Source organism: Rhodococcus sp. NPDC056516, from assembly GCF_042794655.1.
Classification (GTDB): domain Bacteria; phylum Actinomycetota; class Actinomycetes; order Mycobacteriales; family Mycobacteriaceae; genus Rhodococcus_F.
The window spans coordinates 288,189-311,234 of the sequence record NZ_JBHTTG010000009.1; the positions used below are offsets into that span (position 1 = coordinate 288,189).

A 23,046-nucleotide genomic window follows, 5' to 3' on the forward strand; every position below is an offset into this window, starting at 1 on the left:
TAACAGGTGGGTATCAGACAGGGTGGTATCAGACAAGAGTGAGAACTACGTCAGCCAGGGCAGGAGCTTCACGCTCCAGTACAGAAGCTGAGATCAGGAGTCGCCCATTGTCTTTCCAGATCTGGATACTCAAGTTCTCGCCGGGAAACACGACCCCGGCAAAGCGGGCCCGAAATCCGGCTACCCGACTGCTGTCGCCGTCGAGCATGGTATCCACTGCGGTCTTGCAGACCATTCCGTAAGTACACAGTCCATGCAGGATAGGCGCTGGAAAGCCTGCCGCGGAGGCGAATTGCGGATCCGAGTGCAACGGATTCCGATCACCGCACATCCGATACAGCAATGCCTGCTGTGGAAGCACAGGCGTCACCACTGTCTCATCTGCTTCCCGATCCGGAAGCGAAATCGACTCCGACGGACCACGTTCACCCCCGAAACCACCCTCTCCGCGGGCGAAAATCGACGAGCGGGCAGTCCAGAGCGGGTTACCGTCGGCGTCGACCGTGACGGATTCCTGCACGATCACCGCGGCCTTGCCCTTGTCCCAGATCTCGGCGATCCGCGTGGTGGTGCGCCCACTACCGCTTGCCGGGATCGGCTGATGGACAGTGACTTCCTGGCTTCCGTGTACTACCTTCGCCAGATCGATTTCGACGCCGGGGAACGAGACCTTCGGCGCTTCGGTGGCGTGAAAATTGGCGGCGACGGTGGCGAAGGTGGGTAGTACCTGAGGCTTTTCGTCGTCGAGGTAGCGCAGTTCGTTCGGATCGAGCGGACGCGCACCTGCTCCCAGTGCCAAATGGTAGTGCTGCACGTCCGACGGGGTCCACGAGAACTCTTGTGGCGCAAGCTCGGCGCCGAGTGCGATCTTCGGATCAATTGGCATGGTCGACCGCCGTCTTTTCAGCTGCAGGTGCTTCGGTTGTCTCGGCATTCTTCGCACGCTCGACGATGTCGAGTACGGCCAGGTAGCCGAAAGTCATTGCGGGACCGATGGTCGCGCCTGGTCCGGCGTAGGTGTGGCCCATGACCGGAGCGCTCGCGTTGCCCGCGGCGTAGAGGCCGTCGATGACGCTTCCGTCTTCGCGTAGTGCTCGGCCGTTGACGTCGGTGCAGATTCCACCCTTGGTGCCGAGGTCGCCCGGAACCATCTTAATGGCGTAGAACGGGGCCTTGCTGATCTCGGCGAGGCTGGGGTTCTTCAGTCGGGGATCGCCGTAGTACGCGTCGTATCCACTGTCGCCGCGTCCGAAGTCCTCGTCCTTGCCGTTGCGCGCGAAGCCGTTGAACCGCTCCACGGTTTCGGTCAGCGATGCGACGGGAAGCCCTGTCTTCTCGGCCAATTCGGCAATGGTTCCCGCCTTGACCACGATGCCGGCCTTGAGCCAGCGGCCGGGGAACGGGGAGCGGGGAGTGATACCGGCAAACGTGTAGCGGTTGCGGTAGCGCTGATCGAGAATCATCCACGTCGGGATGTTCTCGCCGGGGCCCTCGCCCTGACCGTACTCACCGCCGTACATCGCATGGGTTGCCTCGACGTACGGAGCCGCCTCGTTGCCGAAGCGCTTGCCCGACATGTTGACCATCATGCAGCCCGGGAGGGTGCGCTCGGAGAGAGCGAACCACGGTCCGCCGGTCAGCGGAATGGACGGGCCCCACCAGGCGTCGTCCATGAAATCGACTGCAGCGCCCACTTCTTGGCCTGCGCGGATACCGTCACCGGTGTTTGCCTTCGCGCCGACGGTCCATTCGGTGCCGATAGGTGCGCGCTGGTACTTCTCACGCATTTCCTTGTTGTGCTCGAATCCGCCGGATCCCAACACGACTCCGTGGCGAGCGCGGATGACCTGCTCCTCGCCGTCGACGATGACGTTGACGCCGCGAACTGCGCCGTCTTCGGTGTACAGGGAGGTCAGCGGGGTGTTCAGCAGGATGGGTACTCCGGCGGACTGAAGTCCGAGTCGAATACCGGCGACCAGTGCCTGGCCGCGAACCAGCAGATCCTTCTTGGTGGCCTTCGCTGCGAGGAATCGCATGCCGACCTTCATGGCGCGCAGGGGTCCGCGAGGATTGCGCATCAGCAGGTTGAGCCACTTGTAGTCGGCCTGGGTGATGACGAAGTTCTTGGGGGCCTTGACGTAGTCGGGCTCGAGGTTCTTGCGGTCGGCGCCCAACTTGTTGCCGTCGAACGGGGTGGGCTCGACACTGCGGCCACCGAGGCGTCCGCCGGGTGCTTCCGGGTAGTAGTCGGAGTAGCCGGGAACCCACTGCAGCTCGAGCGGGCTGTTCTTCAACACGAACGAGAGCATCTCGGGACCGCGCTCGAGATAGGTGTCGATGCGTTCGGGAGCGACAACGTCGCCGATGATGCTGTGCAGGTAGGAACGTGCGGCCTCCGGTGTATCGGTGACACCGTCCGCTTGAAGTGCCTCGTTGTTGGGGATCCAGACCCCACCACCGGAACGGGCGGTCGATCCGCCGTAGTGGGCGGCTTTCTCCACGATGACCACACTCAAGCCCTGGTGGGCTGCGGTCAAGGCCGCTGTCATACCTGCGGCACCACTGCCGACGACGACGATGTCGTATTCCTGCTTGCTCATGTAGAACACGTTATAGAATGATGGGGGTGTCAGTCCATGCTTTCTGCCAGGAAGTATTTCCGGACGTTGTCATTGATAACGAAACACGTTGCAGTGAGATTGAGGATGGTGCGGTGTGACCTGGGATACTTCGGTTGACGTCCTTGTGGTCGGGTTCGGTGTGGCGGGCGCCAGTGCGGCGCTCGAAGCTGTAGCGGCCGGTTCGTCGGTTTTGGCAATCGACCGAGCACTCGGTGGTGGTGCCAGCACGATTTCCGGAGGAATCTACTACGCCGGCGGCGGCACCGTGATTCAAAAGGAAGCCGGTGTCGAGGACAGTCCCGAAGCCATGCTCGCCTACCTGAACCGCGAGGTCGGTGACGCGGTGACGCCGCAGACGCTGCGCCGGTTCGTCGACGAGAGTCCGGCGTCGATCGACTGGCTGCGCAGTCACGGAGTACCGTTCGAGGCCTCACTCTGTCCGTACAAGACGTCGTATCCGAGCAACAAGCACTACCTCTACTTCTCAGGTAGCGAATCGGCCGGCGGGTTCCGTGACATAGCAAAACCTGCTCCGCGCGGTCATCGCGCCAAGGGGCGTGGCACGTCGGGGAAGATGCTGTACAGCCCGCTCGCGAAGTCCGCGGCGGCCAAGGGTGTCCAACTTCTCGGCCAGACGCGAGCGGATCGGCTGATCATCGAGGACGGCCGGGTGATCGGCGTCGAAGCACTGACGCTTCGTGACGCACCTGCCGGAGTTCGTCGCCGTCACGCGACGCTCGGATCCCTGTCCTCCAAGCCCGGCGTCTACGCGCCGCAGTTGCGCACGATTCTCGACGCACTCATCGCGAAGATCGAGAAGAAGCACGCCAAGCGGATTCGCATCCAGGCACGCGGCGGCGTGATCCTCAGCGCCGGCGGCTTCGTGTCCAATCGCGAGATGATGCGCACCCATGCCCCGGCCTACAAGGGCGGTATCCCGCTCGGCACGTCGGGTGACGACGGCAAAGGCATCAACCTCGGTATCGAAGCCGGGGGCGCAACCGACAAGCTCGGCAATGTTTCCGCCTGGCGATTCATCGTCCCGCCGAGTGCTTTTCTCGGTTCCGTTCTGGTGGGGGAATCCGGTGCGCGAATCGTCGACGAGTCCCGGTACGGTGCCGCTCTCGGTCAGGCGATGGCGGAGAAGAGCAGCGGAATCGGTTGGCTGCTGGCAGATTCCGAGCTTGTTCGCGAAGCGAAGTCGCAGATCAGTGACCAGTCGATGTGGTTCCAGCGGGTGCAGACCACCGGCATGATGCGTACCGCGGTGCGTGGCAACACGATTGCCGAGGTCGCTCGCAAGGCGGGGATAGACGTCGCCGGCCTTCAGGCCACAGTCGACGCGCACAACTCCGCTGCCGCTGCCGGACAACCTGATCCGATGGGTAAACCGTCGGACTTCGTCAGGCCGATACTGTCTGCGCCGTTCACGATGTACGACGTCTCGATCAAGCCCAACATGATGAATCCGTGCCCGATGCTCACGCTCGGTGGATTGGTGGTCGACGAATCGTCCGGCATGGTGAAAAACGAGGCCGGGGAGGGTATCCCTGGTCTGTATGCCGCCGGCCGTACCGCGGTCGGTATCTGTTCCAACTCGTATGTGAGCGGCTTGTCGCTCGCCGACTGCGTATTCTCCGGCCGCCGTGCCGGTCAGCACGCAGCCGCATTCTCCACAGTCGGAAAGGCCTGAACGATGCTCTCGACGCAGATCCGCGGCGAACTTGCCGACCACCTCGATTCGGCGGAACGGGATCGCGCTCCGATCAGCCCGCTGATCGCCGACTATCCGGAAATAGACGTCGTCGACGCCTACGAGATCCAGCTCATCAACATTCGGCGTCGTGTTGCCGGTGGCGCAAAGGTGGTCGGACACAAGGTCGGACTCTCGTCACTGGCGATGCAGCAGATGATGGGCGTCGACGAGCCCGATTACGGTCACCTGCTCGCCGAGATGGAAGAGTTCGAGAACCGTCCGGTCGACACGTCGCGCTTCTGCTTCCCGCGCGTCGAGGTGGAGGTCGCCTTCATTCTGGGAGCAGATCTGCCGGGCGCCGGGTGCACCGCACAAGACGTCATCGACGCCACTGTCGCCTATGCGCCGTCCATCGAGTTGATCGACAGCCGGATCAAGGACTGGAAGATCGGCCTCTCGGACACCATCGCGGACAATGCGTCCTCCGCTGGGTTCATTCTCGGCAAGGAACGAGTTCGCCCGTCGGACATCGACATCAAGGCGATCGACGCGGTGCTGACCTGCAACGGCGAGCGGATTGCGGAGGGGCGCAGCGATGCGGTTCTCGGTAACCCGGTCACCGCTGTCGCGTGGTTGGCGCAGAAGGTCGACACGTTCGGAGTTCGGCTCAAGGCCGGCGACATCGTTCTGCCGGGTTCGTGCACGCGAGCGATCGACGCTCATCCAGGCGACAACTTCCGAGCCGAGTTCAGCGGCCTCGGTTCCGTCTCTCTTCAGTTCACGTAGGAGTAGTCATGACCAAGGCAAGTGTGGCGATCGTCGGATCGGGAAACATCAGTACCGATCTGTTGTACAAACTGCAGCGTTCCGAGTGGCTCGAACCGCGATGGATGATCGGAATCGATCCCGAGAGTGAAGGATTGGCGCGCGCCCGCAAGATGGGACTCGAGACCTCCGCCGAGGGCGTCGACTGGTTGCTGAACCAGGCGGAGAAACCGGACCTGGTCTTCGAGGCGACGTCGGCATACGTGCACCGCGAGGCAGCACCACGCTACGAGGCCGCCGGTATCCGTGCCGTCGACCTGACTCCGGCCGCGGTCGGCCCGGCTGTGGTTCCGCCCGCGAACCTGCGTGAGCACCTGGACGCACCCAACGTCAACATGATCACCTGCGGTGGGCAGGCAACCATTCCGATCGTCTATGCGGTGTCGCGTGTCGTCGACGTGGCGTACGCCGAGATCGTCGCCTCCGTTGCATCGTTGTCCGCCGGCCCGGGAACTCGCGCGAACATCGACGAGTTCACCAAGACAACCAGCCGCGGTATCGAGACCATCGGCGGCGCACAGCGTGGTAAGGCGATCATCATCCTCAACCCCGCGGACCCGCCGATGATCATGCGCGACACCATCTTCTGCGCTATCCCCGAGGACGCCGATCAGGCCGCGATCACCGACTCCATTCACCGCGTCGTCAAGGACATCCAGCAGTACGTGCCGGGATACCGGTTGCTCAACGAACCTCAGTTCGACGAACCGAGCGTTGTTTCCGGTGGCTATGCCACGGTCACCACGTTCGTCGAGGTCGAAGGTGCAGGCGATTTCCTGCCGCCGTACGCGGGCAACCTCGACATCATGACGGCAGCAGCCACCAAGGTGGGCGAGGAAATCGCCCAGAAGCTTCTGAGTGTGAAGGCGTGAGCGACATGATTCATTTCGATTCGAGCTGGGACATCCGCGTCACCGACACGTCGCTGCGCGACGGCTCCCACCACAAGCGTCATCAGTTCACCGTCGACGAAGTACGAGCCATCGTCGGTGCCCTCGACGGAGCCGGAGTGCCGGTCATCGAGGTCACTCACGGCGACGGTCTCGGCGGATCCTCCTTCAATTACGGCTTCTCGAAGACTCCCGAGCAGGAACTCATCAAAGCTGCCGTCGAGACCGCGACAAACGCGAAGATCGCCTTCCTGATGCTGCCCGGGTTGGGCATCAAGGACGACATCGTCATCGCGCAGGAGAACGGTGCGTCCATCTGCCGTATCGCAACTCACTGCACCGAGGCCGACGTATCCATCCAGCACTTCGGCCTCGCGCGTGAGCGTGGACTCGAAACAGTCGGATTCCTCATGATGGCTCACTCGATTCCGCCGGAGAAGCTGGCCAAGCAGGCTCGCATCATGGCCGACGCGGGTTGCCAGTGTGTGTACGTGGTCGACTCGGCCGGCGCGCTGGTACTCGAGCAGGTATCCGATCGCGTCGAGGCGCTGGTTCAGGAACTCGGCAACGACGCTCAGGTCGGCTTCCACGGCCATGAGAACCTGGGCCTGGGCGTCGCCAATTCCATTGCGGCAGTTCGTGCGGGAGCCAAGCAGATCGACGGTAGTACCCGTCGGTTCGGTGCCGGCGCCGGCAACGCCCCGGTCGAGGCCTTCGTCGGTGTTTGCGACAAGATCGGCGTCAAGACCGGTATCGACTTCTTCGCCATCGCCGATGCAGCCGAAGACGTTGTGCGCCCGGCAATGCCGCAGGAATGCTTGCTCGATCGTCAAGCACTGATGATGGGCTACGCCGGCGTGTACTCGAGCTTCCTCAAGCATGCCGAGCGTCAGGCCGAGCGGTACGGAGTGTCGTCCGCGGAGCTGTTGGTGCGCGCAGGTAAGCGCAAGTTGGTCGGCGGACAGGAAGATCAGTTGATCGACATCGCGCTGGAACTGCAGCGCGAAGCAGCGGCTTCCTAGGTCATGGCAGACGTACTGGCCGGAAAAGTGGCCTTGGTGACCGGCGCGTCCTCAGGGTTGGGGCGCGCCGTCACCGAGATACTCCACCGCAGGGGCGCAAAGGTTTTCGGTATCGCCCGCGACAAGGAAAAGCTGCGGCAGTCGATGGTCGAGGTGGTCGGCGCGGATGGAGAGCGTCGTTTCGCGGCGACGGACGTCTCGGATTCCGCTCAGTGTGATGCGGCCGTGCAGGCGTGCGTCGACGAACTCGGTGGTATCGACATCCTCGTCAACGTGGCGGGATCGCACTCGCTTCGTCATACGGCGGATATTGCGGATTCCGAATGGGCACATGACCTTGCGGTCAATCTGAACGGACCGTTCTTCCTGTCCCGCGCAGCACTGCCGCACTTGCTGGAACGGGGCGGCAACATCGTCAACGTCTCCTCGATCGCGGGACTGGAAGGGCAGGCGTACTCGGCTGGATACTGCGCTGCCAAGCACGGACTCATCGGACTGACCCGAGCGATGGCGATGGAGTTCACCGGAAAGTCTCTGCGTGTCAACGCAATCTGCCCCGGCGGCATGATGACTCCTCAAGTCACCGGATTCACCTTCCCCGACGGAGTCGACTTCGACCTCGTCATGAAGGTTGCCTCGCCGCGTGGCTTGATGGAAGCCGAGGACGTTGCGAAGATGGTGGCTTTCGTCGCCTCCGACGACGCCTCGGCGATACACGGGGCCGTCTACTCGGTGGACAACGGAAAAATGGCATGACCCGTTGGTCTCGGGACCGATCTTCCAGATCTGCTGGGTGGTCGAGGAGATCGAGGCCGCCGAACAGGAGTTCACTCGGCAGTGGGGAGTGGAGCGATGGCTACGTATGCCAGACATCGCCTTTGGTCCCGAGACCACAACGTATCGAGGTGAGCCCGCGGACTATGTCGTTCACGTGTCGATCGGATATGCGGGCAGCCAACAGCTCGAGTTGATCCAACCAGTGTCCGGACGCAACCTGTACACGGAGTTCCTGGAGACTCACGGCGTCGGAGTTCATCACATGGCTTGGGTTCCAGGCGATTACGAGGCGACGTTGCTCGAGGCCGAGCGTCGCGGAATGTCGGTGGTGCAACAAGGTCGGGTAGAGGGCGCCGGCATGGAGTTCTCCTACCTCGATGCCGGGCCGTTGGGTAGATACGTCGAGTTGATGAAGCTCTCGCCCGAGATTCGGTTGATGTTCGCTTCGCTCATTCCTGATTGACGGCAAACACTTTCGTGAAGTAATCGGAAACGTTCTCCGGGTGACCACGGAATCCGAGGTAGCCGTCGGGGCGAATGACCAGCGCCGCCGTACCTTCGACCTCATACGCGGCGCACAGTTGCGAGGCGTTGTCCTCGATGATCGGCACCAGCGAGTCGACGGTCACGGTTCCCGGTGGCACTATCGCGTAGACGTCCAGCAAGCCGTGCGCTGATCGAATTGCGGCGTCGGCGACCTTCTCCAAGCTGTTGATGCTCTCCGCGGATCCGTCCGAAGTCAGCAGTAACGTGTGGTCGACTCCGGACAGCAAGTCGAACAACCGAATTGGATACTGCACACCGTCTCGGCGCATTCCGCGTGCATCGGGTGCACGCTCGCCCGGTTGAACGTGTGGACTCGAAGAATTACGCCCGGTGTTCAGCGGACTCTCCGAGTAGTCGATCAACAATTGAGCCTGGCGCCGCATTGCCGTGTCGATGGAGGACTCTCCCGAACCGATTCCTTCTCGAGCATTTCGGACCGTCATCCCGACGACTTCTTCACCGACCGGCCGCCTTTCGGCGTCGTAGGTCTCGAGAAGATCCGCTTTCGCAACACCTTTGACGGCGAGCGCTATCTTCCACGCAAGATTGTGGGCGTCCTGGATCCCGGTGTTCATGCCCTGCGCGCCAGTCGGGGGATGGATGTGCGCGGCGTCGCCGGCGACAAAAACCCGTCCGCGGCTGTAAGCGTCGACGATGCGGTGGCTGATGCGGAAGACCGAGGACCATCGCAGCATCGAGGCGGTTGTCGGTTCTGGGGACAGTCTGTCGAGCACAGCCTGGATGTGATGGAGTTCAGGTGTCTTGCCGGTTGAAAAACCGTGTTGTACAGCGGCTTTGTTCGACGATTCGTCCGGCATCAACTCGTCCGGAACGAGCATCGACATGCGGTACCGCTTGTGTCCGGGAAGTGGGATGCAGACGAGTAGGTCGTCGGTGGTTCCGTCGTCGGCGGTGTGGTTGGCGCGGACGGAGTAGCCGCTGGGTATCGACCAGTCGACTTCGACGTCGCCGAGCATGTAGCTCTCGGCAAACGCGCCGCCCACGAAGCTCAGGCCCAGCCCTTTGCGGACCACGCTGTGCGCGCCGTCGGAACCCACCAGGTACCGGGCTGTCACAGTGCTGCCGTCGCTGAGGGTGCAGGTGACGGCGTCGTCGGACTGTTCGAATGCAGTGAGGCCGACTCCGCGTTCGACGGTTGTTCCCAACTCGGTGAGGCGCTCGGTGAGGATGCGCTCCGTCGAGTACTGAGGCAGGCAGAGAAACCAGTAAGGAACGTCGTCGGGGAGGGTGAGGTCGACGCGGCCGACCTCGACGCCGTTCGTGTACATGATCTGACCGCGCATCAATGTCGAGGCGTCGAGTGCCTGGCGGAGCACCCCCATGTTCTCGAAGAGTTCGAGAGTGCGTGGCTGAATCCCGACGGCTTTCGCGTATTGCCGCGGTTCGTCGAGCGGGTCGACTATTCGGCATGAGATACCGCGTCTGCGCAGCTCGATTGCGGTGGTCAAACCGATCGGGCCGGCGCCCGCTACCAATACGTCGGTATCCATGAGGACCCACTCACGTCGGGGACAGTCGGTCATTTCAGTATGGGTAAGCGAACTTTTGTTTTGGGGAAATTCGCGCAAATCGGACATCGAGAGGTTGTATCTTGCGCCGACTGTCCGTCCGCGCACCGACTGTTTTGCGCTATTGCTCGGCTTCGAAGCCGAGCGCGATTCTCCTGCACAGAAGCGTGAGCTCGACCTCGTCGACGCGTGGCGCGTCGTCCCATGAATCGACGTCGTTCCAACTCACTGAACTCGGAGCGCCGAAGGGCCTGACGAAAACGTGCTGATGAAAGTGGGGGACGCTTCGCCCGGCGATCGCGGAGAACACGAATTCTGGAGTCAATTCCGAGTCGAGGGCACGTGAGACGCACCAGACCGCGTGTGCGATGGCGAGTGCTTCAGGTTCGGATAGTGAAGGCAATCCGGACACGTGTCGACGGGTCTCGACGAACACATATCCAGGAACCGAACGGCCGTCTGGCTGAGGAGGCCGATGGGAGACAACGACGAAGTCGTCCTCGAATATTCGGGGGCTGACGAGCGGGCCTGTTCCTTGGTGTTTGGCGCATATTGCGCATGCTGACGTCCCCATTCCACTTTTGTACCGAGTGTGGCGTGGTGGCGGAAGATTTGCGATCAGCCCGAACGGAGGGTTCATCTAGATGTACAAATCAGCATGTTTGTAAAAGTTTTACCTTGAAAATCGTTGACAAAATACCCTTGTTTGTCCACTATCTATACATAGATGTTGTTCGTGTCGCGGATTACCGCACAGGACGCACTCACTGATCCGAACGAGAACTGGAGAATTCGATGGCGGCGTTGGTGTACACCGAGCCAGATGGTCGGCTCGCAACTTGGAGAGACCGGAAACGCTACTTGTGGCTGTTGGCGCTGATTCCGTCATCGGCAACTTTCATCGCCGTGGGGCTTGTTACCGCCACCGGATGGAATGTCTTCTGGTGGACCGGCCCACTGATCGCGTTTGCTCTCATTCCCGTCATCGACATCCTGGCGGGTGAGGACGGGAAGAATCCGCCCGACGAGGTGATCGACGAACTCGAGAACGACCGCTTCTACCGGTGGTGCACCTACGCCTATCTGCCGCTGCAGTACACGGCCTTCTTCCTGTCCTGCTACATCTGGGCGCGTTGGGATTTGAGCGTTCTCTCCAATATCGGACTCGCAGTGACGATCGGTGTGACGGCCGGAATCGGCATCAACACAGCCCACGAACTCGGGCACAAGAAGGAGAGCGTCGAGCGCTGGTTGTCCAAAATCGTTCTCGCGCAGAGCGCTTACGGTCACTTCTACCTCGAGCACAACCGTGGCCACCATGTGCGAGTGTCGACTCCGGAAGATCCGGCGACCTCGCGCTTCGGTGAGACCCTCTACGGTTTCTGGCCGCGCAGCGTCGGCGGGGGATTGAAGTCGGCGTGGCATCTCGAGAAGACCCGCTTCGAGCGTTTGGGCACCACGCACTGGAGCATCAAGAACGACGTGCTCAACGCCTGGCTCATGTCGGTTGTTCTGTTCGGTGTCGCGCTTGCAGTATTCGGGATCGGCATCGCGCCGTACCTCGTGATCCAGGCGTTCATCGGGTTTTCGCTGCTCGAAGCGATCAACTACCTCGAGCACTACGGACTCCTGCGTCAGAAAACCGCAAGCGGACGGTACGAGCGATGCACGCCGGCGCATAGCTGGAACAGTGATCGCATCTGCACCAACGTCTTCCTTTATCACTTGCAGCGGCACAGCGATCATCATGCGAATCCGACACGGCGCTACCAGGCGCTTCGCAGTATGGAAGAGGCCCCTCAGCTCCCGAGCGGCTACGCCAGCATGATCATGCTCGCCACAGTTCCGCCCCTGTGGCGCAAGGTGATGGACCACCGAGTTCTCGAGCACTACCGAGGCGACATCACCCAGGTCAACATCGCGCCGAAGAAGCGGGCCAAGATCCTCGCGGCCTACGGGGTGAACGCATGAACGCCTACATCTGCCCGATCTGCGACTACACGTACACCGAATCGACAGGTGCTGCGCGAGAAGGCTTTCCGCCCGGCACACCGTGGTCGAGCATTCCGGACGACTGGTGCTGCCCCGACTGCGGTGTCCGCGAGAAGGTCGACTTCACCCTCGTCACGCAATCCTGATCGAAATACCCACCGGTGAAAGGAAAACCGATGTCCGAGACTGCCACTGCTTACAAATTGTTCCGCTGCCTCCAGTGCGGGTTCGAATACGACGAAGCGATCGGCTGGCCCGACGACGGTATCGAGCCGGGTACTCGCTGGGACGAGATTCCCGAAGACTGGTCCTGCCCTGATTGTGGTGCCGCCAAAGTCGATTTCGAAATGGTGGAGGTGAACCGCTGATGACAGCGGTCAGCGAGCCCGACACACGCACCGTCGTGATCGTGGGCACGGGCATCGCCGGTTCCGGTGCCGCGCAGGCCCTGCGCAAGGAAGGGTTCGGCGGCAGCATCATCCTGATCGGCAGCGAACCTGAGGAGCCGTACCGCCGCCCGGCGCTGTCGAAGGAGCTACTGTCCGGGAAAGCGTCGTTCGATCGGGTTCGGTTGCGGCCGTCGACTTTCTGGAACGAGCAGGGTATCGATCTTCGGATCGGCGCAACTGTCACGAGTATCGACACAGATTCCCGCACAGTACTTTTAGCCGACGGTGACAGCATCGACTACGACGTTCTGATTCTTGCCACGGGTGGACGGTCCCGACGGTTGGCCGCGGAAGATTCCGAGCGCGTTCACTATCTTCGAGATATCGCAGACATGCGACGCTTGCAATCCCAGCTGATCGAAGGATCCTCGCTTTTGGTGGTCGGCGGTGGCTTGATCGGATCGGAGGTGGCGTCAACGGCACGCGACTTGGGTTGCAGTGTGCAGGTTCTCGAAGCGCAACCGCTGCCCCTGTCCAGGCTGCTTCCACCGTCGATAGCGGAGAAGATCGCCGCGCTGCACGCCTTGGCAGGCGTCGAATTGCAGACGGGAGTCGACCTCGAGACGCTGACGACAGGTGCCGACGGTGTCACCGCACGCGCGCGTGACGGACGCGAGTGGACAGCGGACTTGGCCGTCGTCGCAATCGGATCCTTGCCCGATACCGATGTGGCTGCTGCTGCGGGTATTGCGGTGGACAACGGGATTTCGGTAGACCGATACCTCCGGACCTCCGTCGTTGATTTGTACGCGATCGGCGATGTGGCCAACGTGCCCAACGGTTTTCTCGGCGGCATGCACCGTGGTGAGCACTGGAACACCGCGCAGGACCACGCAGTTGCAGTTGCCAAGACCATCGTCGGGAAGGAAGAACCCTTCGAATCCGTCCCTTGGAGTTGGTCGAACCAATTCGGCCGCAACATTCAAGTAGCGGGTTGGCCAGGCGCGGAAGACACCGTGATTGTTCGAGGAGACTTGGACTCCTATGACTTCACTGCGATCTGCATGCGCGACGGAAATATCGTCGGTGCTGTGAGCGTGGGCCGGCCGAAGGACATTCGTGCCGTCCGAACCCTTATCGAACGCTCCCCGGACATCAGCGCCGACGTACTCGCCGATACAAACAGGGATCTGACCGAACTTGCGGCGGGTCTTGTCGCCTCACCGGTGCTCTGAGTGCACTCGTGACTTCTGTGGCATGCGTGTCCACCGTTTTGACACCGAGCACGGGCGATGGAAATCTTCCCGATATGTCCACCGCTCGTGCCCGTGTCCCGTACCACGAGGCAGCTCGTCAACTCCTCCGTGCGTCAGCGCTCGACGCCACACGCGAACTCTTGACCGAGAAATCGTGGAACGACATCACCATGGCGCATATCGCGGAAGCTGCGGGTATGAGCCGGCAGACGTTGTACAAGGAGTTCACGTCCCGGCAGGGGTTGGCGTCCGGATACCTCATCCGGTTTGTCGACGAGTTTCTCGAAGAAGTGGAACGTGAAGTAACGCTGCATCATTCGGATCCGCGGGGCGCGGTCTCGGCAGCCTTCCGTGCCTTTTTCGACGCCGGTGCCCGGGATCCGATGGTGGTCAGCATTGTCGGTCCTCGTCCGCAACATGACCTGCTGAGCCTGGTCACCACCGACGGGACTCCGCTGCTCGAACATGCGAGCGCGAGGTTGGCCGAGATCTTCATGACCAGTTGGGCGAACGTCGACCGCGTCCATGCCGAGATGTTCGGCAGCACGATAGTGCGTCTCGCGATCAGTCACGTGACGTTGTCCTTCGGTACTCCCGATCAGATCGCCGAGAACCTGGGGGAGATGTTCGGGCCGTTCCTCGATCAGGTCATCGGTTCGGGAGCAGTCGAACCGAACTGAGCCAACGGGATCGATACGGTTTCCGAGCTAGGACGGAAGTTCGATCGAGCGTGATCGCCGTAGTTCTTTGGTGGGAAATATCGCCGTTATGTGTGAATCCGCGTCTCACTTCTCGGTAGCGTGCCGGGCGTAGATCGAGGTGCGATCCGCAGGGGTGGCTCTCGTGAAGTTCCGTCGACGATGGAGGAATTCGAAGATGAAGAGCCGCAATAAATCTCGAGTGTTGTCGACCGTTGTGGTAGTTGCATGGTTTGTCATGGCCGGGGCAGGTGTGGCAGTCGCCGACGAATCCTCGTCAGGGTCCTCCGGGGGAGGATCACTCGGTTCCTCCAGTGCGCCGGAGATTGATCCGTTGACCTTCGACGGTTGGGGCACGTGCCCGATCGAGGATCTCGAGGTGACGACGTGCGCCACCGTCGTGGTGCGGGGAGGGACCATGAAATTGGGTGCACTTTCGGTGCCGATCCCGGACGGCAGTCTCAAGGTTGCGGGCGGGGTGAAATACGCGATCCAGCCCGACAACAGTTTCGTCGAGACCTTCGTCGCCAAGCAGGACGGGTCCAACGGGGTCTATTCCAACGCGATTTCGGTGCCAGGGGGTGCGCTCGGGATCGATACTCCGCTCGGATTGACTCAGATCAGCGCGACAGTCGAATCGGTGGGAGTCCCGGATCTGAAGGTCCTCGAGCAGGAACTCACGATGCCGGTCCGCTTGAAACTGTCGAATCCGTTGCTGGGCGACGATTGCTACATCGGTTCGATCTCGAATCCGATCAACCTTCACCTGACGACAACAGGCAACCCGCCATCGGAACCCATCGGTGATTTCCCGGGTGCAGTGTTTCCGGCAGTCCCACATTCGGATGCTGCGTTTGCGGCGCCGGGGGCTAGCGGATGCGGACCACTGGGTGCGCTCAACTGGGCGGTGAATCTCCGTGGGGGAGTGCCGGCAGTCAGCGGAAAGAACTCGCTCACCACGTCGAGCGACGTCTATGCGGTGGCTGCACGGAAAGTGCGACCGCCTGCCTGACAGACGCACAGTTGCCGGAACGCACAACGAGGGCCGACCCGTGGTGGGTCGGCCCTCGTTCTGCACAATCAGGTCAGCTGACCTCGGGATCACGCACCGTGATGGTGCCGTCCCTTACTGCGTCGGCGATGCTGTCGTGCAGTTTCGGGCAACCGTCTTTCAACGCCGTCGACTGTCCGGAAGCAATGGCCTCTTTGAAGGTGTGGCAACGCAGCGCCGGGTCGGAAGTCCACTGCACGCTGGTGTGTTTGTACGTGTTCTTGCGAACCAGTACGCACGCGCCGCATGCCTTGCAGTCGACTTCCTGCAGACCCGAGTCGAGGTATTCGTGCTTGTCCTCGATCGTCTGGGCCGCGATCGCCTCGAGCCGTTCCGTTTGCCCGGCAAAGTCCGGTGCCTTGGCCCAACGAGCCCACCGTGCGTCGGTTCCGATCGAGGCGCTCACGACTAGACCTCTGCTTCCTTCTTTGCCGCTTCTGCTGCAGCTTCCTTCTCGGCCTTCTGGCGTGCGAGGTTTTCCTCGACCTCGGCGTGCCAGGCTTCGTTTGCCTTGGTGGTGTCCACCTCGAACTCGAAGCGCTGCGTCATCTTCTCGGTGACGTCGGCCTTGTCCACGTAGAACTGCTCGTACCAGCGTCGTAGCTGGTAGACGGGGCCGTCTTCTTCGCAGAGAAGGGGATTCTCGATCTTGGTCTTGTTCTTCCAGATCGCGACGTCCTGCAGGAATCCCTCGCTGATGCCCTCGGTGAACTTGCCGGCCAACTTGTCGGCCATCTCGTCGGAGACACCCGTCGGCTTCTTCACCGTCACGCCCCACTGCAGCACGAACGAGTCCGGGCTGATCGGGTAGTGGCAGTTGATCAGAACACTCTCGACCTCGTATCCGCTGTAGCTGTTCCACAGGGGATTGACCATGTACGACGGTCCGTAATACGCAGCTTCGGAGCGAAGCAGCGTGTCGCCGCCGTACTGGGAGGCCATTCCGATGTCGGGACGGCCCGTGGTGTTGAGGTACTGAGTGGCGATCTCACCTTCGAAGACGTTCTTGAAGTACGTCGGGAAGGCGTAGTGGATGTAGTAGAAGTGCGCCATGTCGACCACGTTGTCGATGATCTCGCGGCAGTTGGACCCCTCGATGACCATGGAGTTCCAGGTCCAGTCGGTCCATTCGTCGCTGTACGCACCCTCGATACGAGGAATCACGATCTCTTCGGGCGGCGGATTGCCCTCGGGGTCGTTCCAGACGAAGAGCTGACCGTTCTGCTCGAGGGTCGTCCACGCGCGGGTGCGTGCGAGCGGAGGCACGCGGCGGGCATAAGGAATGCCGGTGCACTTGCCGTTGCCGCCCCAGCGCCAGTCGTGGAAGGGGCAGGCGATGGAATCGCCCTTGACCTCGCCTTGTGTGAGGTCACCACCCATATGACGGCAGTATCCGTCGAGAACTTTGATGTCGCCCTTGCTGTCGGCGAACACCACGAGCTTCGTACCGAAAGCCTCGATCGCGTGCGGTTTGCCGTCCTTGAAGGTCTTCAGTAGACCCAGGCAGTGCCAACCGCGGGCGAAACGAGTTTGCACCGTTCCGACGTCGATCTCGCGAATCTGCGCCATTGTGACCTCACATCCCTTCTAGCTGTTAGTAGAACACGTTATAGAACTCGATCCGGTTCCGCCAGATTTTGGGGGCACTTGTTACAGCATTGCGGCCACAAACGGGACCTTTGTCAGCGTCTCGACAGAAAAGAGAACGTGTTCTAGTCTCAAGTGTAAGTGAACCAACCGATCGAGGAAGACGGGAGCGTCGAAGTGGGTAACCATGACAGCCACGAGGTGATGCAGAGGCTCGACGCACTACTGCCGGCACTGCGCGAGCGCGCACAGGAGACCGAGGATCTGCGTCGTATCCCCGACGAGTCCATCAAGGCTCTTCAGGAAACAGGCTTCTTCCGCTTGCTGCAGCCGAAGCAGTGGGGCGGATACGAAGCCGATCCGGTGCTGTTCTACTCCGCGGTCAAGAAGATCGCCAGCGCGTGTGGTTCCACAGGGTGGGTCTCCTCGATCATCGGGGTACACAACTGGCACCTCGCCCTCTTCTCTCAGCAGGCGCAGGAAGACGTGTGGGGCAACGACACTGACGTTCGCATCTCGTCCTCTTACGCCCCGATGGGTATGGGTGAAGTAGTCGAGGGCGGATACAAGGTCAACGGTGCGTGGGCGTGGTCCTCGGGTTGTGACCATGCCAGCTGGGCCGTTCTCGGTGGTCCGGTGTTCAAAGACGGCCGCGCAGTCGATTTCGTGAGCTACCTGATTCCTCGCGAGGACTACCAGATCGACGACGTGTGGAATGTGGTCGGTCTGCGTGGAACCGGCTCCAATACCGTTGTGGTCAAGGATGTTTTTGTTCCCAAGCATCGCGTTCTGAGCTTCCGGGCGATGAGCGAACTGACCGCCCCGGGCCTCGAGAACAACACCGCGCCGGTCTACAAGATGCCGTGGGGAACCATTCACCCCACGACGATCTCGGCACCGATCGTCGGAATGGCTTACGGAGCTTACGAAGCGCACGTCGAGCACCAGGGCAAGCGTGTGCGCGCTGCGTTCGCCGGCGAGAAGTCGAAGGACGATCCGTTTGCCAAGGTGCGCATCGCCGAGGCGTCCAGCGACATCGACGCCGCGTGGCGTCAGCTCTCCGGCAACGTCGCCGACGAGTACGCGTTGATCCTTGCGGGCGAAGAGGTTCCGATGGAACTGCGGCTGCGCGCTCGACGTGACCAGGTGCGCGCCACGGGCCGCGCGATCGCCTCGATCGACAAGCTCTTCGAGAACTCCGGCGCCACGGCGCTGCAGAACGGCACTCCTATCCAGCGTTTCTGGCGCGATGCTCACGCTGGTCGCGTCCACGCCGCCAACGATCCCGAACGCGCATACGTCATGTTCGGAACCGGCGAATTCGGTCTGCCGATCACCGACACGATGGTCTAGAGGAGGCTCCGTGACAACCACCGAAGAAGCCCTCACCTACGAGTCCACTTCGCGGTTCGCGCAAGTGCGCCCCGATCTGAAACTGCATTTCCACGAGGCGGGCGTCGGCAACGACAAGACCATCGTGCTGCTGCACGGCGGTGGCCCAGGTGCGTCGTCGTGGTCGAACTTCGCCCGCAACATTCCGGTGTTGGCGAAGAACTTTCACGTCATCGCGGTCGATCAGCCGGGCTACGGGCAGTCCGACAAGCCGACGGACCACCCGCAGTACTTCGTGCACAGTGCGTCGGCGCTCAACGATCTCCTGGACACGCTCGAGATCACCGGTCGCGTTGATCTGCTGGGCAATTCGCTCGGCGGTGGAGCTGCCGTTCGCTTTGCGCTCGACTACCCGGATCGCGCCGGTCGCCTCGTTCTGATGGGCCCCGGCGGTCTGAGTGTCAACCTGTTTGCGCCGGACCCCACCGAGGGCGTCAAGAACCTCGGGAAGTTCAGCTACCAGCCCACACGTGAGAACCTCGAAGCATTCCTGCGGATCATGGTCTTCGATCAGAAGCTGATCACGCCGGAACTCGTCGACGAACGTTTTGCTGCCGCCAGCACTCCCGAGTCGCTGGCTGCGGCCAAGGCGATGGGTAAGTCCTTCTCCAGCGGTGACTTCGAGCTCGGCATGCTCTGGCGCGAGGCGTACAAGCTTCGGCAGCGTGTGTTGCTGATCTGGGGCCGTGAGGACCGGGTCAACCCCCTCGACGGCGCGCTGGTTGCGCTCAAGATGATCCCGCGCGCGCAGCTCCACGTCTTCGGCGGTTGCGGTCACTGGGCGCAGCTCGAGAAGTTCGACGAATTCAACCGGCTAGCAACCGACTTCCTGCTCGACGGAGGTAAATGATGGGTATTCGATCTCTGGCGTACATGCGCATCGGGGCCACCGACATGGCTGCGTGGCGCGAATACGGACTCAAGATCCTCGGAATGATCGAGGGCAAGGGCGTCGACGCGGAATCGCTGTATCTGCGTATGGACGACTTCCCGGCGCGTCTTGTCATCGTTCCGAACGACACCGACCGTCTGCTCGTCTCCGGGTGGGAAACCGCGAATGCGGCTGAGCTGCAGGATATCCGTGACAGGTTGTCGGCGGCCGGTGTTCCGTTCAAGGAAGGCACGGCGGAGCAGCTCAAGGACCGTCGCGTCGTCGAGATGATCGCGTTCGAGGACACCTCGGGTAACTCCCTCGAGGTGTTCCACGGTGCTGCTCTCGAACACCGCCGGATCGTGAGCCCGTACGGGCACAGGTTCGTGACGGGGGAGCAGGGGCTCGGCCACGTTGTGCTCACCACCGACGACGACGATGCTTCGCTCCGGTTCTACCGCGACGTACTCGGATTCAAGCTTCGCGACTCGATGCGTCTGCCTCCGCAGATGGTCGGGCGGCCCGCGGACGGCGACCCGGCGTGGCTGAGGTTCCTCGGCTGCAACCCGCGTCACCACAGCTTGGCGTTCCTGCCGTTGCCCAACCCGACGGGCATCGTGCATTTGATGCTCGAGGTGGAGAACTCCGACGACGTCGGACTGTGCCTCGACCGGGCATTGCGCAAGAAGGTCAAGATGTCGGCGACTCTCGGTCGCCACGTCAACGACGAGATGCTCTCGTTCTACATGAAGACTCCGGGCGGGTTCGACATCGAATTCGGTTGTGAGGGGCTAGAGGTCGAGGACGAAAACTGGATCGCGAGGGAAAGCACGGCCGTGAGCCTGTGGGGTCACGACTTCACGGTGGGAATGAAGCCGTGAGTTCGCCCGACGCGTCGGTGAGCGCGGAGCAGGCGATCGATCCACGCCAGTTCCGCACGGTTCTCGGGCAGTTCTGTACGGGTATCACCATCATCACGACAGTCGACGACGGTGAACCAGTCGGGTTCGCGTGTCAGTCTTTCGCCGCCCTGTCACTCGACCCGCCTTTGGTGTTGTTCTGCCCCACCAAGGGGTCTCGGTCGTGGGCGGCAATCGAGCGGACCGGGAAGTTCGCCGTCAACGTGTTGGCGGAGGAACAGCAGGCGGTGTGTGCTCGTTTCGGGTCGCGTGAGCCGGACAAGTTCGCCGGCATCGATTGGACGCCATCACCTCTGGGCTCACCGATCATCGACAAGTCGCTTGCCCACATCGACTGCACAGTCGAAACCGTCCACGACGGCGGCGATCACTACGTCGTCTTCGGTCGGGTGTCGTCGATGAGTGAGATCAAGACCGAACGCCCGCTGCTCTTCTACCGCGGGCAGTACACGGGCATCGAGCCGGACAAGACTGTTCCGGCTACCTGGCGTGACGATCTGGAAGCGTTCCTGACGACCACGACGGAAGATACCTGGCTGTAGGGGGCAAGCCCCCGTGAGTGGTTAAGGAGTCCAGGGGCTCCTTGACCACTCACGGGGCCGGAGGCCCTACAGCGAAAAACAGGTATGACAGAAGTCGTCACCGAACGGCGTCAACAGGATGCTACGACGCACAATTCTGTTGGATCGTCCTGCACGTTTGACCGCCTCGATCACCGACGGCTGCACCTCGACCACCTGGTACCGGTCGGCCTCGACGGGCTCTCGTGAGAACGCCACCAAACCGAGCCGATGCAGGTTGTTCAGGTAGGCGCTGATGCGGTCCAGATGTCGACATCCCGCCAGTTCTCCGATCATCGACAGACCCTCGTCGATCATCTCCGAGCCGACTCCGAACGGCCGCGCCGTGCGCACGTCGACGCTCGGTTGTGCGCCGGAGGTGGCCAACAGCCGAAGAATTCGAGCTTCGTCTGGTGCGATCTCGTCGAGGATCCGGTCGTAAGCCGGGTGCAGATCGTCGCGATCGGTCACGTCCGCGGAACGATCCAGCAACCTGTCACCACGTGCCCGCAGCGCCGCGAGTGTGGCCTCGACGCTCTGTTTGCGATTGGTGCGAGTTGCCATTGCTGCCCGTAGGTTCTCGGTCCGCGAGCCGTCTCCGTTGGTGTTCTCAGCCCGACGTTCGGATTGCACGTTGGCGGATTCTGCAGCCTCTGCCGCGGCTTCGGCGGCGGCCTGAACGATCTGCCGCGTCGCCTCCTTCGCCGTTCCGAAAGCCCAACCCGTCAGCTTGATCGACGTGAGCGTCGTCGTGGCGGTAAGCCCGACAAGGCTACGGATCAGACGCTTTTCGACGGATTCGACCGGCGCGATGTCCGCAGCCCAGTCGTACGATTCCGCTTCGACGATCATGCGATGGTCGTGCTCACTCATGCTCATACTCCGAATATTGCGAGGTGTAGGAAACCGGCAAACGAGCCCAGCACGGCCCCGTGTACGAACAACAGCCACTCGTCCTGTTTGACGGCTGAGCGTAGTAGTTCGCTGAAATCTTCCGGTGAAAGGATGCTCATGCGTTCGGTGACGAAGACACGAATCTTCTCCGACTGGTTCTCGGCGAACTCCGCGTCCTCGAAGACCCTTGGGTACAAGTCGAGCACTTCGGTGGTGGCCAGTCCGGGCAGACGCTTGTAGCTCTGCGAACCGACGGTCATCTTGACCACCGACTTTGCCCAGCCGGCTGCGTCGTCGACGGATTCGCGCAGTACCTGATCGAGCATCCGCCGCGTTCGGTCCGAGCGGGGACCTTCGAGGAGTTCGGTGCCGATGTTCTCGAGCGTCACGACGTGATCGGCGAGGGTTTTTGCGTACCCGGCGATGATCTCGGTGCGGCGTTTCAGGAAGAGTCCCTGTCTCCACGGCACCCAACGGCTGGGGGTGATCGGTTCGAAGATCATCGTGATGCCGAGGTAGTTCACGATGTATCCGATGATCACACCGCCGATGGGAAGCACCCACCACTGCGGAACCAGGTGGAGGATCCCGACGAGTACGAAGCCCATCGGGAAGCCGAAGTAGAAGCCGAAGTTCTGCATGAACCTGAGCTCTTTGTTGCCCATCGTGCGGAAGATGTCGTTGAGCAGTTTGGGGTGCGAAGAGAGGTAGCGGATCACCATCAGCTTCGCGTCGATGAACTCGTCGATGTCCTCTTCGATGCGGTCGGTGATCATGCGCACGCTGGCCGGCAGATCGTCCTCCACTTTGCGGAAGACGGCTTCCTTCACCGACGTCGGAAGGTTGTGCCAGAGCTGAGGATTCTCGGCCGTCATGATTCTGGTGACCACGCCGCGCACTTCACTGCGGGAGATGTTCACCAAGTGCTCGGCGATGCTGTCCGGGTCCAGAACGCGGTAGAAGTCGGCGATGCTGCCGACTTTCGCGAGGGATTTGTCGACGGCGATCGACGCCATCTTCTCCGCCCGCGAGGGGACGATGCCTTGCCAGCCGAATCGGCCGTCGCTCGTGATCGCCGGGATCACCTGGACGCGCCGGGGGAGGAACGGGAAGAGCAGTTTGAGGCCGGGCACTTTGATCCCGTGGAAGTTGATCGGCGCAAAAAGCATCAGGACGCCCGACCAATTGGTGATGTACCCGATGATTCCCGTGAACAAAGGAATGGTGATCAACTGTTCGAGCAAGTGGTCCGGCACCGTCGCACATCCTCCTCATATCCGAGAACCTCACGTTCGGACATGATTGCCGAAACTTCGCTCTTCGTGGGTGTTTCGTTGGCTACTGCTGCGCCTTCCCAGTTGCGTCAGCATAGAGGCCCGACAATTCGGGCTGTAGGTGGGTAGGAAGTTGATGTAACCTCGCGTACATGGTCAGTATTGCGCACAGCACGACGACGCCGGTTCTCTTCCGGCGCATCGTTTAGCAACTGCTGACCGAACCCTTTCAGCCCCGGGAGTTATCGCCCCGGGG

Annotated in this window: 24 protein-coding genes; 16 read left to right on the forward strand and 8 right to left on the reverse strand. The window is 61.6% G+C overall.

The features are described 5' to 3' along the window. Nucleotides 1–28: 28 nt before the first annotated feature. On the reverse strand, nt 29–886 hold the full coding sequence (locus ACFQ6Y_RS26820; protein WP_378639305.1) for a MaoC/PaaZ C-terminal domain-containing protein: 858 nt from the start codon (nt 884–886) through the stop codon (nt 29–31). After that, nucleotides 876–2,600, reverse strand: a complete 1,725-nt coding sequence (gene kstD, locus ACFQ6Y_RS26825) for a 3-oxosteroid 1-dehydrogenase (protein WP_378639310.1) — start codon at nt 2,598–2,600, stop codon at nt 876–878. The genes ACFQ6Y_RS26820 and kstD overlap by 11 nt, the downstream gene beginning before the upstream one ends. 115 nt (nt 2,601–2,715) lie before the next feature. Here kstD and ACFQ6Y_RS26830 point away from each other — a divergent pair, with 115 nt between their 5' ends. Genes ACFQ6Y_RS26830 through ACFQ6Y_RS26855 form a run of 6 tightly spaced genes read left to right on the forward strand, consistent with a single transcriptional unit; the run spans nt 2,716 to nt 8,294 of the window. Beyond that, nucleotides 2,716–4,314 (forward strand): FAD-binding protein, encoded by a 1,599-nt coding sequence (locus tag ACFQ6Y_RS26830; RefSeq protein WP_378639315.1) that lies wholly within the window; start codon nt 2,716–2,718, stop codon nt 4,312–4,314. Between the two features lie 3 nt (nt 4,315–4,317). Then, nucleotides 4,318–5,103, forward strand: a complete 786-nt coding sequence (locus tag ACFQ6Y_RS26835; RefSeq protein ID WP_378535056.1) for a 2-keto-4-pentenoate hydratase — start codon at nt 4,318–4,320, stop codon at nt 5,101–5,103. Between the two features lie 8 nt (nt 5,104–5,111). Then, the gene (locus ACFQ6Y_RS26840) at nt 5,112–6,014 is read left to right on the forward strand and encodes an acetaldehyde dehydrogenase (acetylating) (protein ID WP_007734082.1); all 903 of its coding nucleotides are present in this window, start codon (nt 5,112–5,114) and stop codon (nt 6,012–6,014) included. Between the two features lie 5 nt (nt 6,015–6,019). Next, a complete protein-coding gene (gene dmpG, locus ACFQ6Y_RS26845) occupies nt 6,020–7,054 on the forward strand; it encodes a 4-hydroxy-2-oxovalerate aldolase (RefSeq protein WP_378639600.1) in 1,035 nt (344 codons plus the stop codon). A 3-nt stretch (nt 7,055–7,057) separates the two neighbouring features. Then, nucleotides 7,058–7,810, forward strand: a complete 753-nt coding sequence (locus ACFQ6Y_RS26850; RefSeq protein ID WP_378639319.1) for an SDR family NAD(P)-dependent oxidoreductase — start codon at nt 7,058–7,060, stop codon at nt 7,808–7,810. A 4-nt stretch (nt 7,811–7,814) separates the two neighbouring features. Beyond that, complete coding sequence (locus ACFQ6Y_RS26855) at nt 7,815–8,294, forward strand: VOC family protein (RefSeq protein ID WP_378639324.1); 480 nt, start codon at nt 7,815–7,817, stop codon at nt 8,292–8,294. Here ACFQ6Y_RS26855 and ACFQ6Y_RS26860 read toward each other — a convergent pair. Both ACFQ6Y_RS26860 and ACFQ6Y_RS26865 read right to left on the reverse strand, forming a co-directional pair. Next, the gene (locus tag ACFQ6Y_RS26860; protein ID WP_378639603.1) at nt 8,281–9,888 is read right to left on the reverse strand and encodes an FAD-dependent monooxygenase; all 1,608 of its coding nucleotides are present in this window, start codon (nt 9,886–9,888) and stop codon (nt 8,281–8,283) included. The genes ACFQ6Y_RS26855 and ACFQ6Y_RS26860 overlap by 14 nt on opposite strands. 139 nt (nt 9,889–10,027) lie before the next feature. Beyond that, the gene (locus ACFQ6Y_RS26865; RefSeq protein ID WP_214886866.1) at nt 10,028–10,480 is read right to left on the reverse strand and encodes an HIT family protein; all 453 of its coding nucleotides are present in this window, start codon (nt 10,478–10,480) and stop codon (nt 10,028–10,030) included. Between the two features lie 221 nt (nt 10,481–10,701). Between ACFQ6Y_RS26865 and ACFQ6Y_RS26870 the strand changes: the two genes are divergently transcribed. The 6 genes from ACFQ6Y_RS26870 (at nt 10,702) to ACFQ6Y_RS26895 (ending at nt 15,253) form a co-directional block, all read left to right on the forward strand. Beyond that, the gene (locus tag ACFQ6Y_RS26870; protein ID WP_003945652.1) at nt 10,702–11,877 is read left to right on the forward strand and encodes an alkane 1-monooxygenase; all 1,176 of its coding nucleotides are present in this window, start codon (nt 10,702–10,704) and stop codon (nt 11,875–11,877) included. Continuing rightward, the gene (locus ACFQ6Y_RS26875; protein ID WP_007734092.1) at nt 11,874–12,044 is read left to right on the forward strand and encodes a rubredoxin; all 171 of its coding nucleotides are present in this window, start codon (nt 11,874–11,876) and stop codon (nt 12,042–12,044) included. The genes ACFQ6Y_RS26870 and ACFQ6Y_RS26875 overlap by 4 nt, the downstream gene beginning before the upstream one ends. 30 nt (nt 12,045–12,074) lie before the next feature. After that, the gene (locus ACFQ6Y_RS26880; protein WP_050655879.1) at nt 12,075–12,266 is read left to right on the forward strand and encodes a rubredoxin; all 192 of its coding nucleotides are present in this window, start codon (nt 12,075–12,077) and stop codon (nt 12,264–12,266) included. Beyond that, on the forward strand, nt 12,266–13,522 hold the full coding sequence (locus ACFQ6Y_RS26885; protein ID WP_378639330.1) for an NAD(P)/FAD-dependent oxidoreductase: 1,257 nt from the start codon (nt 12,266–12,268) through the stop codon (nt 13,520–13,522). The genes ACFQ6Y_RS26880 and ACFQ6Y_RS26885 overlap by 1 nt, the downstream gene beginning before the upstream one ends. Before the next feature lie 74 nt (nt 13,523–13,596). Beyond that, entirely contained in the window at nt 13,597–14,223 is a 627-nt protein-coding gene (locus ACFQ6Y_RS26890) for a TetR/AcrR family transcriptional regulator (protein WP_095970934.1), read from the forward strand. A 196-nt stretch (nt 14,224–14,419) separates the two neighbouring features. Further along, complete coding sequence (locus ACFQ6Y_RS26895; RefSeq protein ID WP_378639336.1) at nt 14,420–15,253, forward strand: hypothetical protein; 834 nt, start codon at nt 14,420–14,422, stop codon at nt 15,251–15,253. Between the two features lie 73 nt (nt 15,254–15,326). Here ACFQ6Y_RS26895 and ACFQ6Y_RS26900 read toward each other — a convergent pair whose 3' ends face one another. After that, the gene (locus ACFQ6Y_RS26900) at nt 15,327–15,698 is read right to left on the reverse strand and encodes a hypothetical protein (RefSeq protein WP_007734099.1); all 372 of its coding nucleotides are present in this window, start codon (nt 15,696–15,698) and stop codon (nt 15,327–15,329) included. 2 nt (nt 15,699–15,700) lie between these two features. After that, nucleotides 15,701–16,861, reverse strand: coding sequence for a Rieske 2Fe-2S domain-containing protein (locus ACFQ6Y_RS26905; protein ID WP_003945847.1), 1,161 nt, complete (start codon nt 16,859–16,861; stop codon nt 15,701–15,703). 195 nt (nt 16,862–17,056) lie between these two features. On the opposite strand from ACFQ6Y_RS26905, the gene hsaA reads away from it, so the two are divergent. From hsaA to hsaB, 4 genes are read left to right on the forward strand one after another with little or no spacing between them, the layout of a single operon-like run. Then, nucleotides 17,057–18,232 (forward strand): 3-hydroxy-9,10-secoandrosta-1,3,5(10)-triene-9,17-dione monooxygenase oxygenase subunit, encoded by a 1,176-nt coding sequence (gene hsaA / locus ACFQ6Y_RS26910; RefSeq protein WP_039973406.1) that lies wholly within the window; start codon nt 17,057–17,059, stop codon nt 18,230–18,232. Between the two features lie 10 nt (nt 18,233–18,242). Next, the gene (hsaD, locus tag ACFQ6Y_RS26915) at nt 18,243–19,121 is read left to right on the forward strand and encodes a 4,5:9,10-diseco-3-hydroxy-5,9,17-trioxoandrosta-1(10),2-diene-4-oate hydrolase (RefSeq protein WP_378448260.1); all 879 of its coding nucleotides are present in this window, start codon (nt 18,243–18,245) and stop codon (nt 19,119–19,121) included. Then, nucleotides 19,121–20,023, forward strand: a complete 903-nt coding sequence (hsaC, locus tag ACFQ6Y_RS26920; protein WP_003945585.1) for an iron-dependent extradiol dioxygenase HsaC — start codon at nt 19,121–19,123, stop codon at nt 20,021–20,023. Before hsaD ends, hsaC begins: the two co-directional genes overlap by 1 nt. Then, nucleotides 20,020–20,604: a 3-hydroxy-9,10-secoandrosta-1,3,5(10)-triene-9,17-dione monooxygenase reductase subunit gene (gene hsaB / locus ACFQ6Y_RS26925; protein ID WP_003945677.1), complete on the forward strand. Its 585-nt coding sequence runs from the start codon at nt 20,020–20,022 to the stop codon at nt 20,602–20,604. Before hsaC ends, hsaB begins: the two co-directional genes overlap by 4 nt. A 66-nt stretch (nt 20,605–20,670) precedes the next feature. Here hsaB and ACFQ6Y_RS26930 read toward each other — a convergent pair whose 3' ends face one another. Both ACFQ6Y_RS26930 and ACFQ6Y_RS26935 read right to left on the reverse strand, forming a co-directional pair. Further along, on the reverse strand, nt 20,671–21,495 hold the full coding sequence (locus tag ACFQ6Y_RS26930) for an Abi-alpha family protein (protein WP_378535071.1): 825 nt from the start codon (nt 21,493–21,495) through the stop codon (nt 20,671–20,673). A 2-nt stretch (nt 21,496–21,497) separates the two neighbouring features. Then, a complete protein-coding gene (locus ACFQ6Y_RS26935; protein WP_007734105.1) occupies nt 21,498–22,772 on the reverse strand; it encodes a DUF445 domain-containing protein in 1,275 nt (424 codons plus the stop codon). Nucleotides 22,773–23,046: the final 274 nt, after the last annotated feature.

Excerpts from the sequence above, each read along its gene's own strand:
- ACFQ6Y_RS26895 (WP_378639336.1), top strand. The coding sequence starts at position 14,420 with ATGAAGAGCCGCAATAAATCTCGAGTGTTGTCGACCGTTGTGGTAGTT.
- ACFQ6Y_RS26875 (WP_007734092.1), top strand. The coding sequence starts at position 11,874 with ATGAACGCCTACATCTGCCCGATCTGCGACTACACGTACACCGAATCG.
- ACFQ6Y_RS26865 (WP_214886866.1), bottom strand. The coding sequence starts at position 10,480 with ATGGGGACGTCAGCATGCGCAATATGCGCCAAACACCAAGGAACAGGC.
- ACFQ6Y_RS26820 (WP_378639305.1), bottom strand. The coding sequence starts at position 886 with ATGCCAATTGATCCGAAGATCGCACTCGGCGCCGAGCTTGCGCCACAA.
- ACFQ6Y_RS26905 (WP_003945847.1), bottom strand. The coding sequence starts at position 16,861 with ATGGCGCAGATTCGCGAGATCGACGTCGGAACGGTGCAAACTCGTTTC.
- ACFQ6Y_RS26880 (WP_050655879.1), top strand. The coding sequence starts at position 12,075 with ATGTCCGAGACTGCCACTGCTTACAAATTGTTCCGCTGCCTCCAGTGC.
- dmpG (WP_378639600.1), top strand. The coding sequence starts at position 6,020 with ATGATTCATTTCGATTCGAGCTGGGACATCCGCGTCACCGACACGTCG.
- ACFQ6Y_RS26885 (WP_378639330.1), top strand. The coding sequence starts at position 12,266 with ATGACAGCGGTCAGCGAGCCCGACACACGCACCGTCGTGATCGTGGGC.
- kstD (WP_378639310.1), bottom strand. The coding sequence starts at position 2,600 with ATGAGCAAGCAGGAATACGACATCGTCGTCGTCGGCAGTGGTGCCGCA.
- hsaC (WP_003945585.1), top strand. The coding sequence starts at position 19,121 with ATGGGTATTCGATCTCTGGCGTACATGCGCATCGGGGCCACCGACATG.
- ACFQ6Y_RS26850 (WP_378639319.1), top strand. The coding sequence starts at position 7,058 with ATGGCAGACGTACTGGCCGGAAAAGTGGCCTTGGTGACCGGCGCGTCC.
- ACFQ6Y_RS26870 (WP_003945652.1), top strand. The coding sequence starts at position 10,702 with ATGGCGGCGTTGGTGTACACCGAGCCAGATGGTCGGCTCGCAACTTGG.
- ACFQ6Y_RS26860 (WP_378639603.1), bottom strand. The coding sequence starts at position 9,888 with ATGGATACCGACGTATTGGTAGCGGGCGCCGGCCCGATCGGTTTGACC.
- ACFQ6Y_RS26840 (WP_007734082.1), top strand. The coding sequence starts at position 5,112 with ATGACCAAGGCAAGTGTGGCGATCGTCGGATCGGGAAACATCAGTACC.
- ACFQ6Y_RS26835 (WP_378535056.1), top strand. The coding sequence starts at position 4,318 with ATGCTCTCGACGCAGATCCGCGGCGAACTTGCCGACCACCTCGATTCG.
- ACFQ6Y_RS26930 (WP_378535071.1), bottom strand. The coding sequence starts at position 21,495 with ATGAGTGAGCACGACCATCGCATGATCGTCGAAGCGGAATCGTACGAC.
- ACFQ6Y_RS26890 (WP_095970934.1), top strand. The coding sequence starts at position 13,597 with ATGTCCACCGCTCGTGCCCGTGTCCCGTACCACGAGGCAGCTCGTCAA.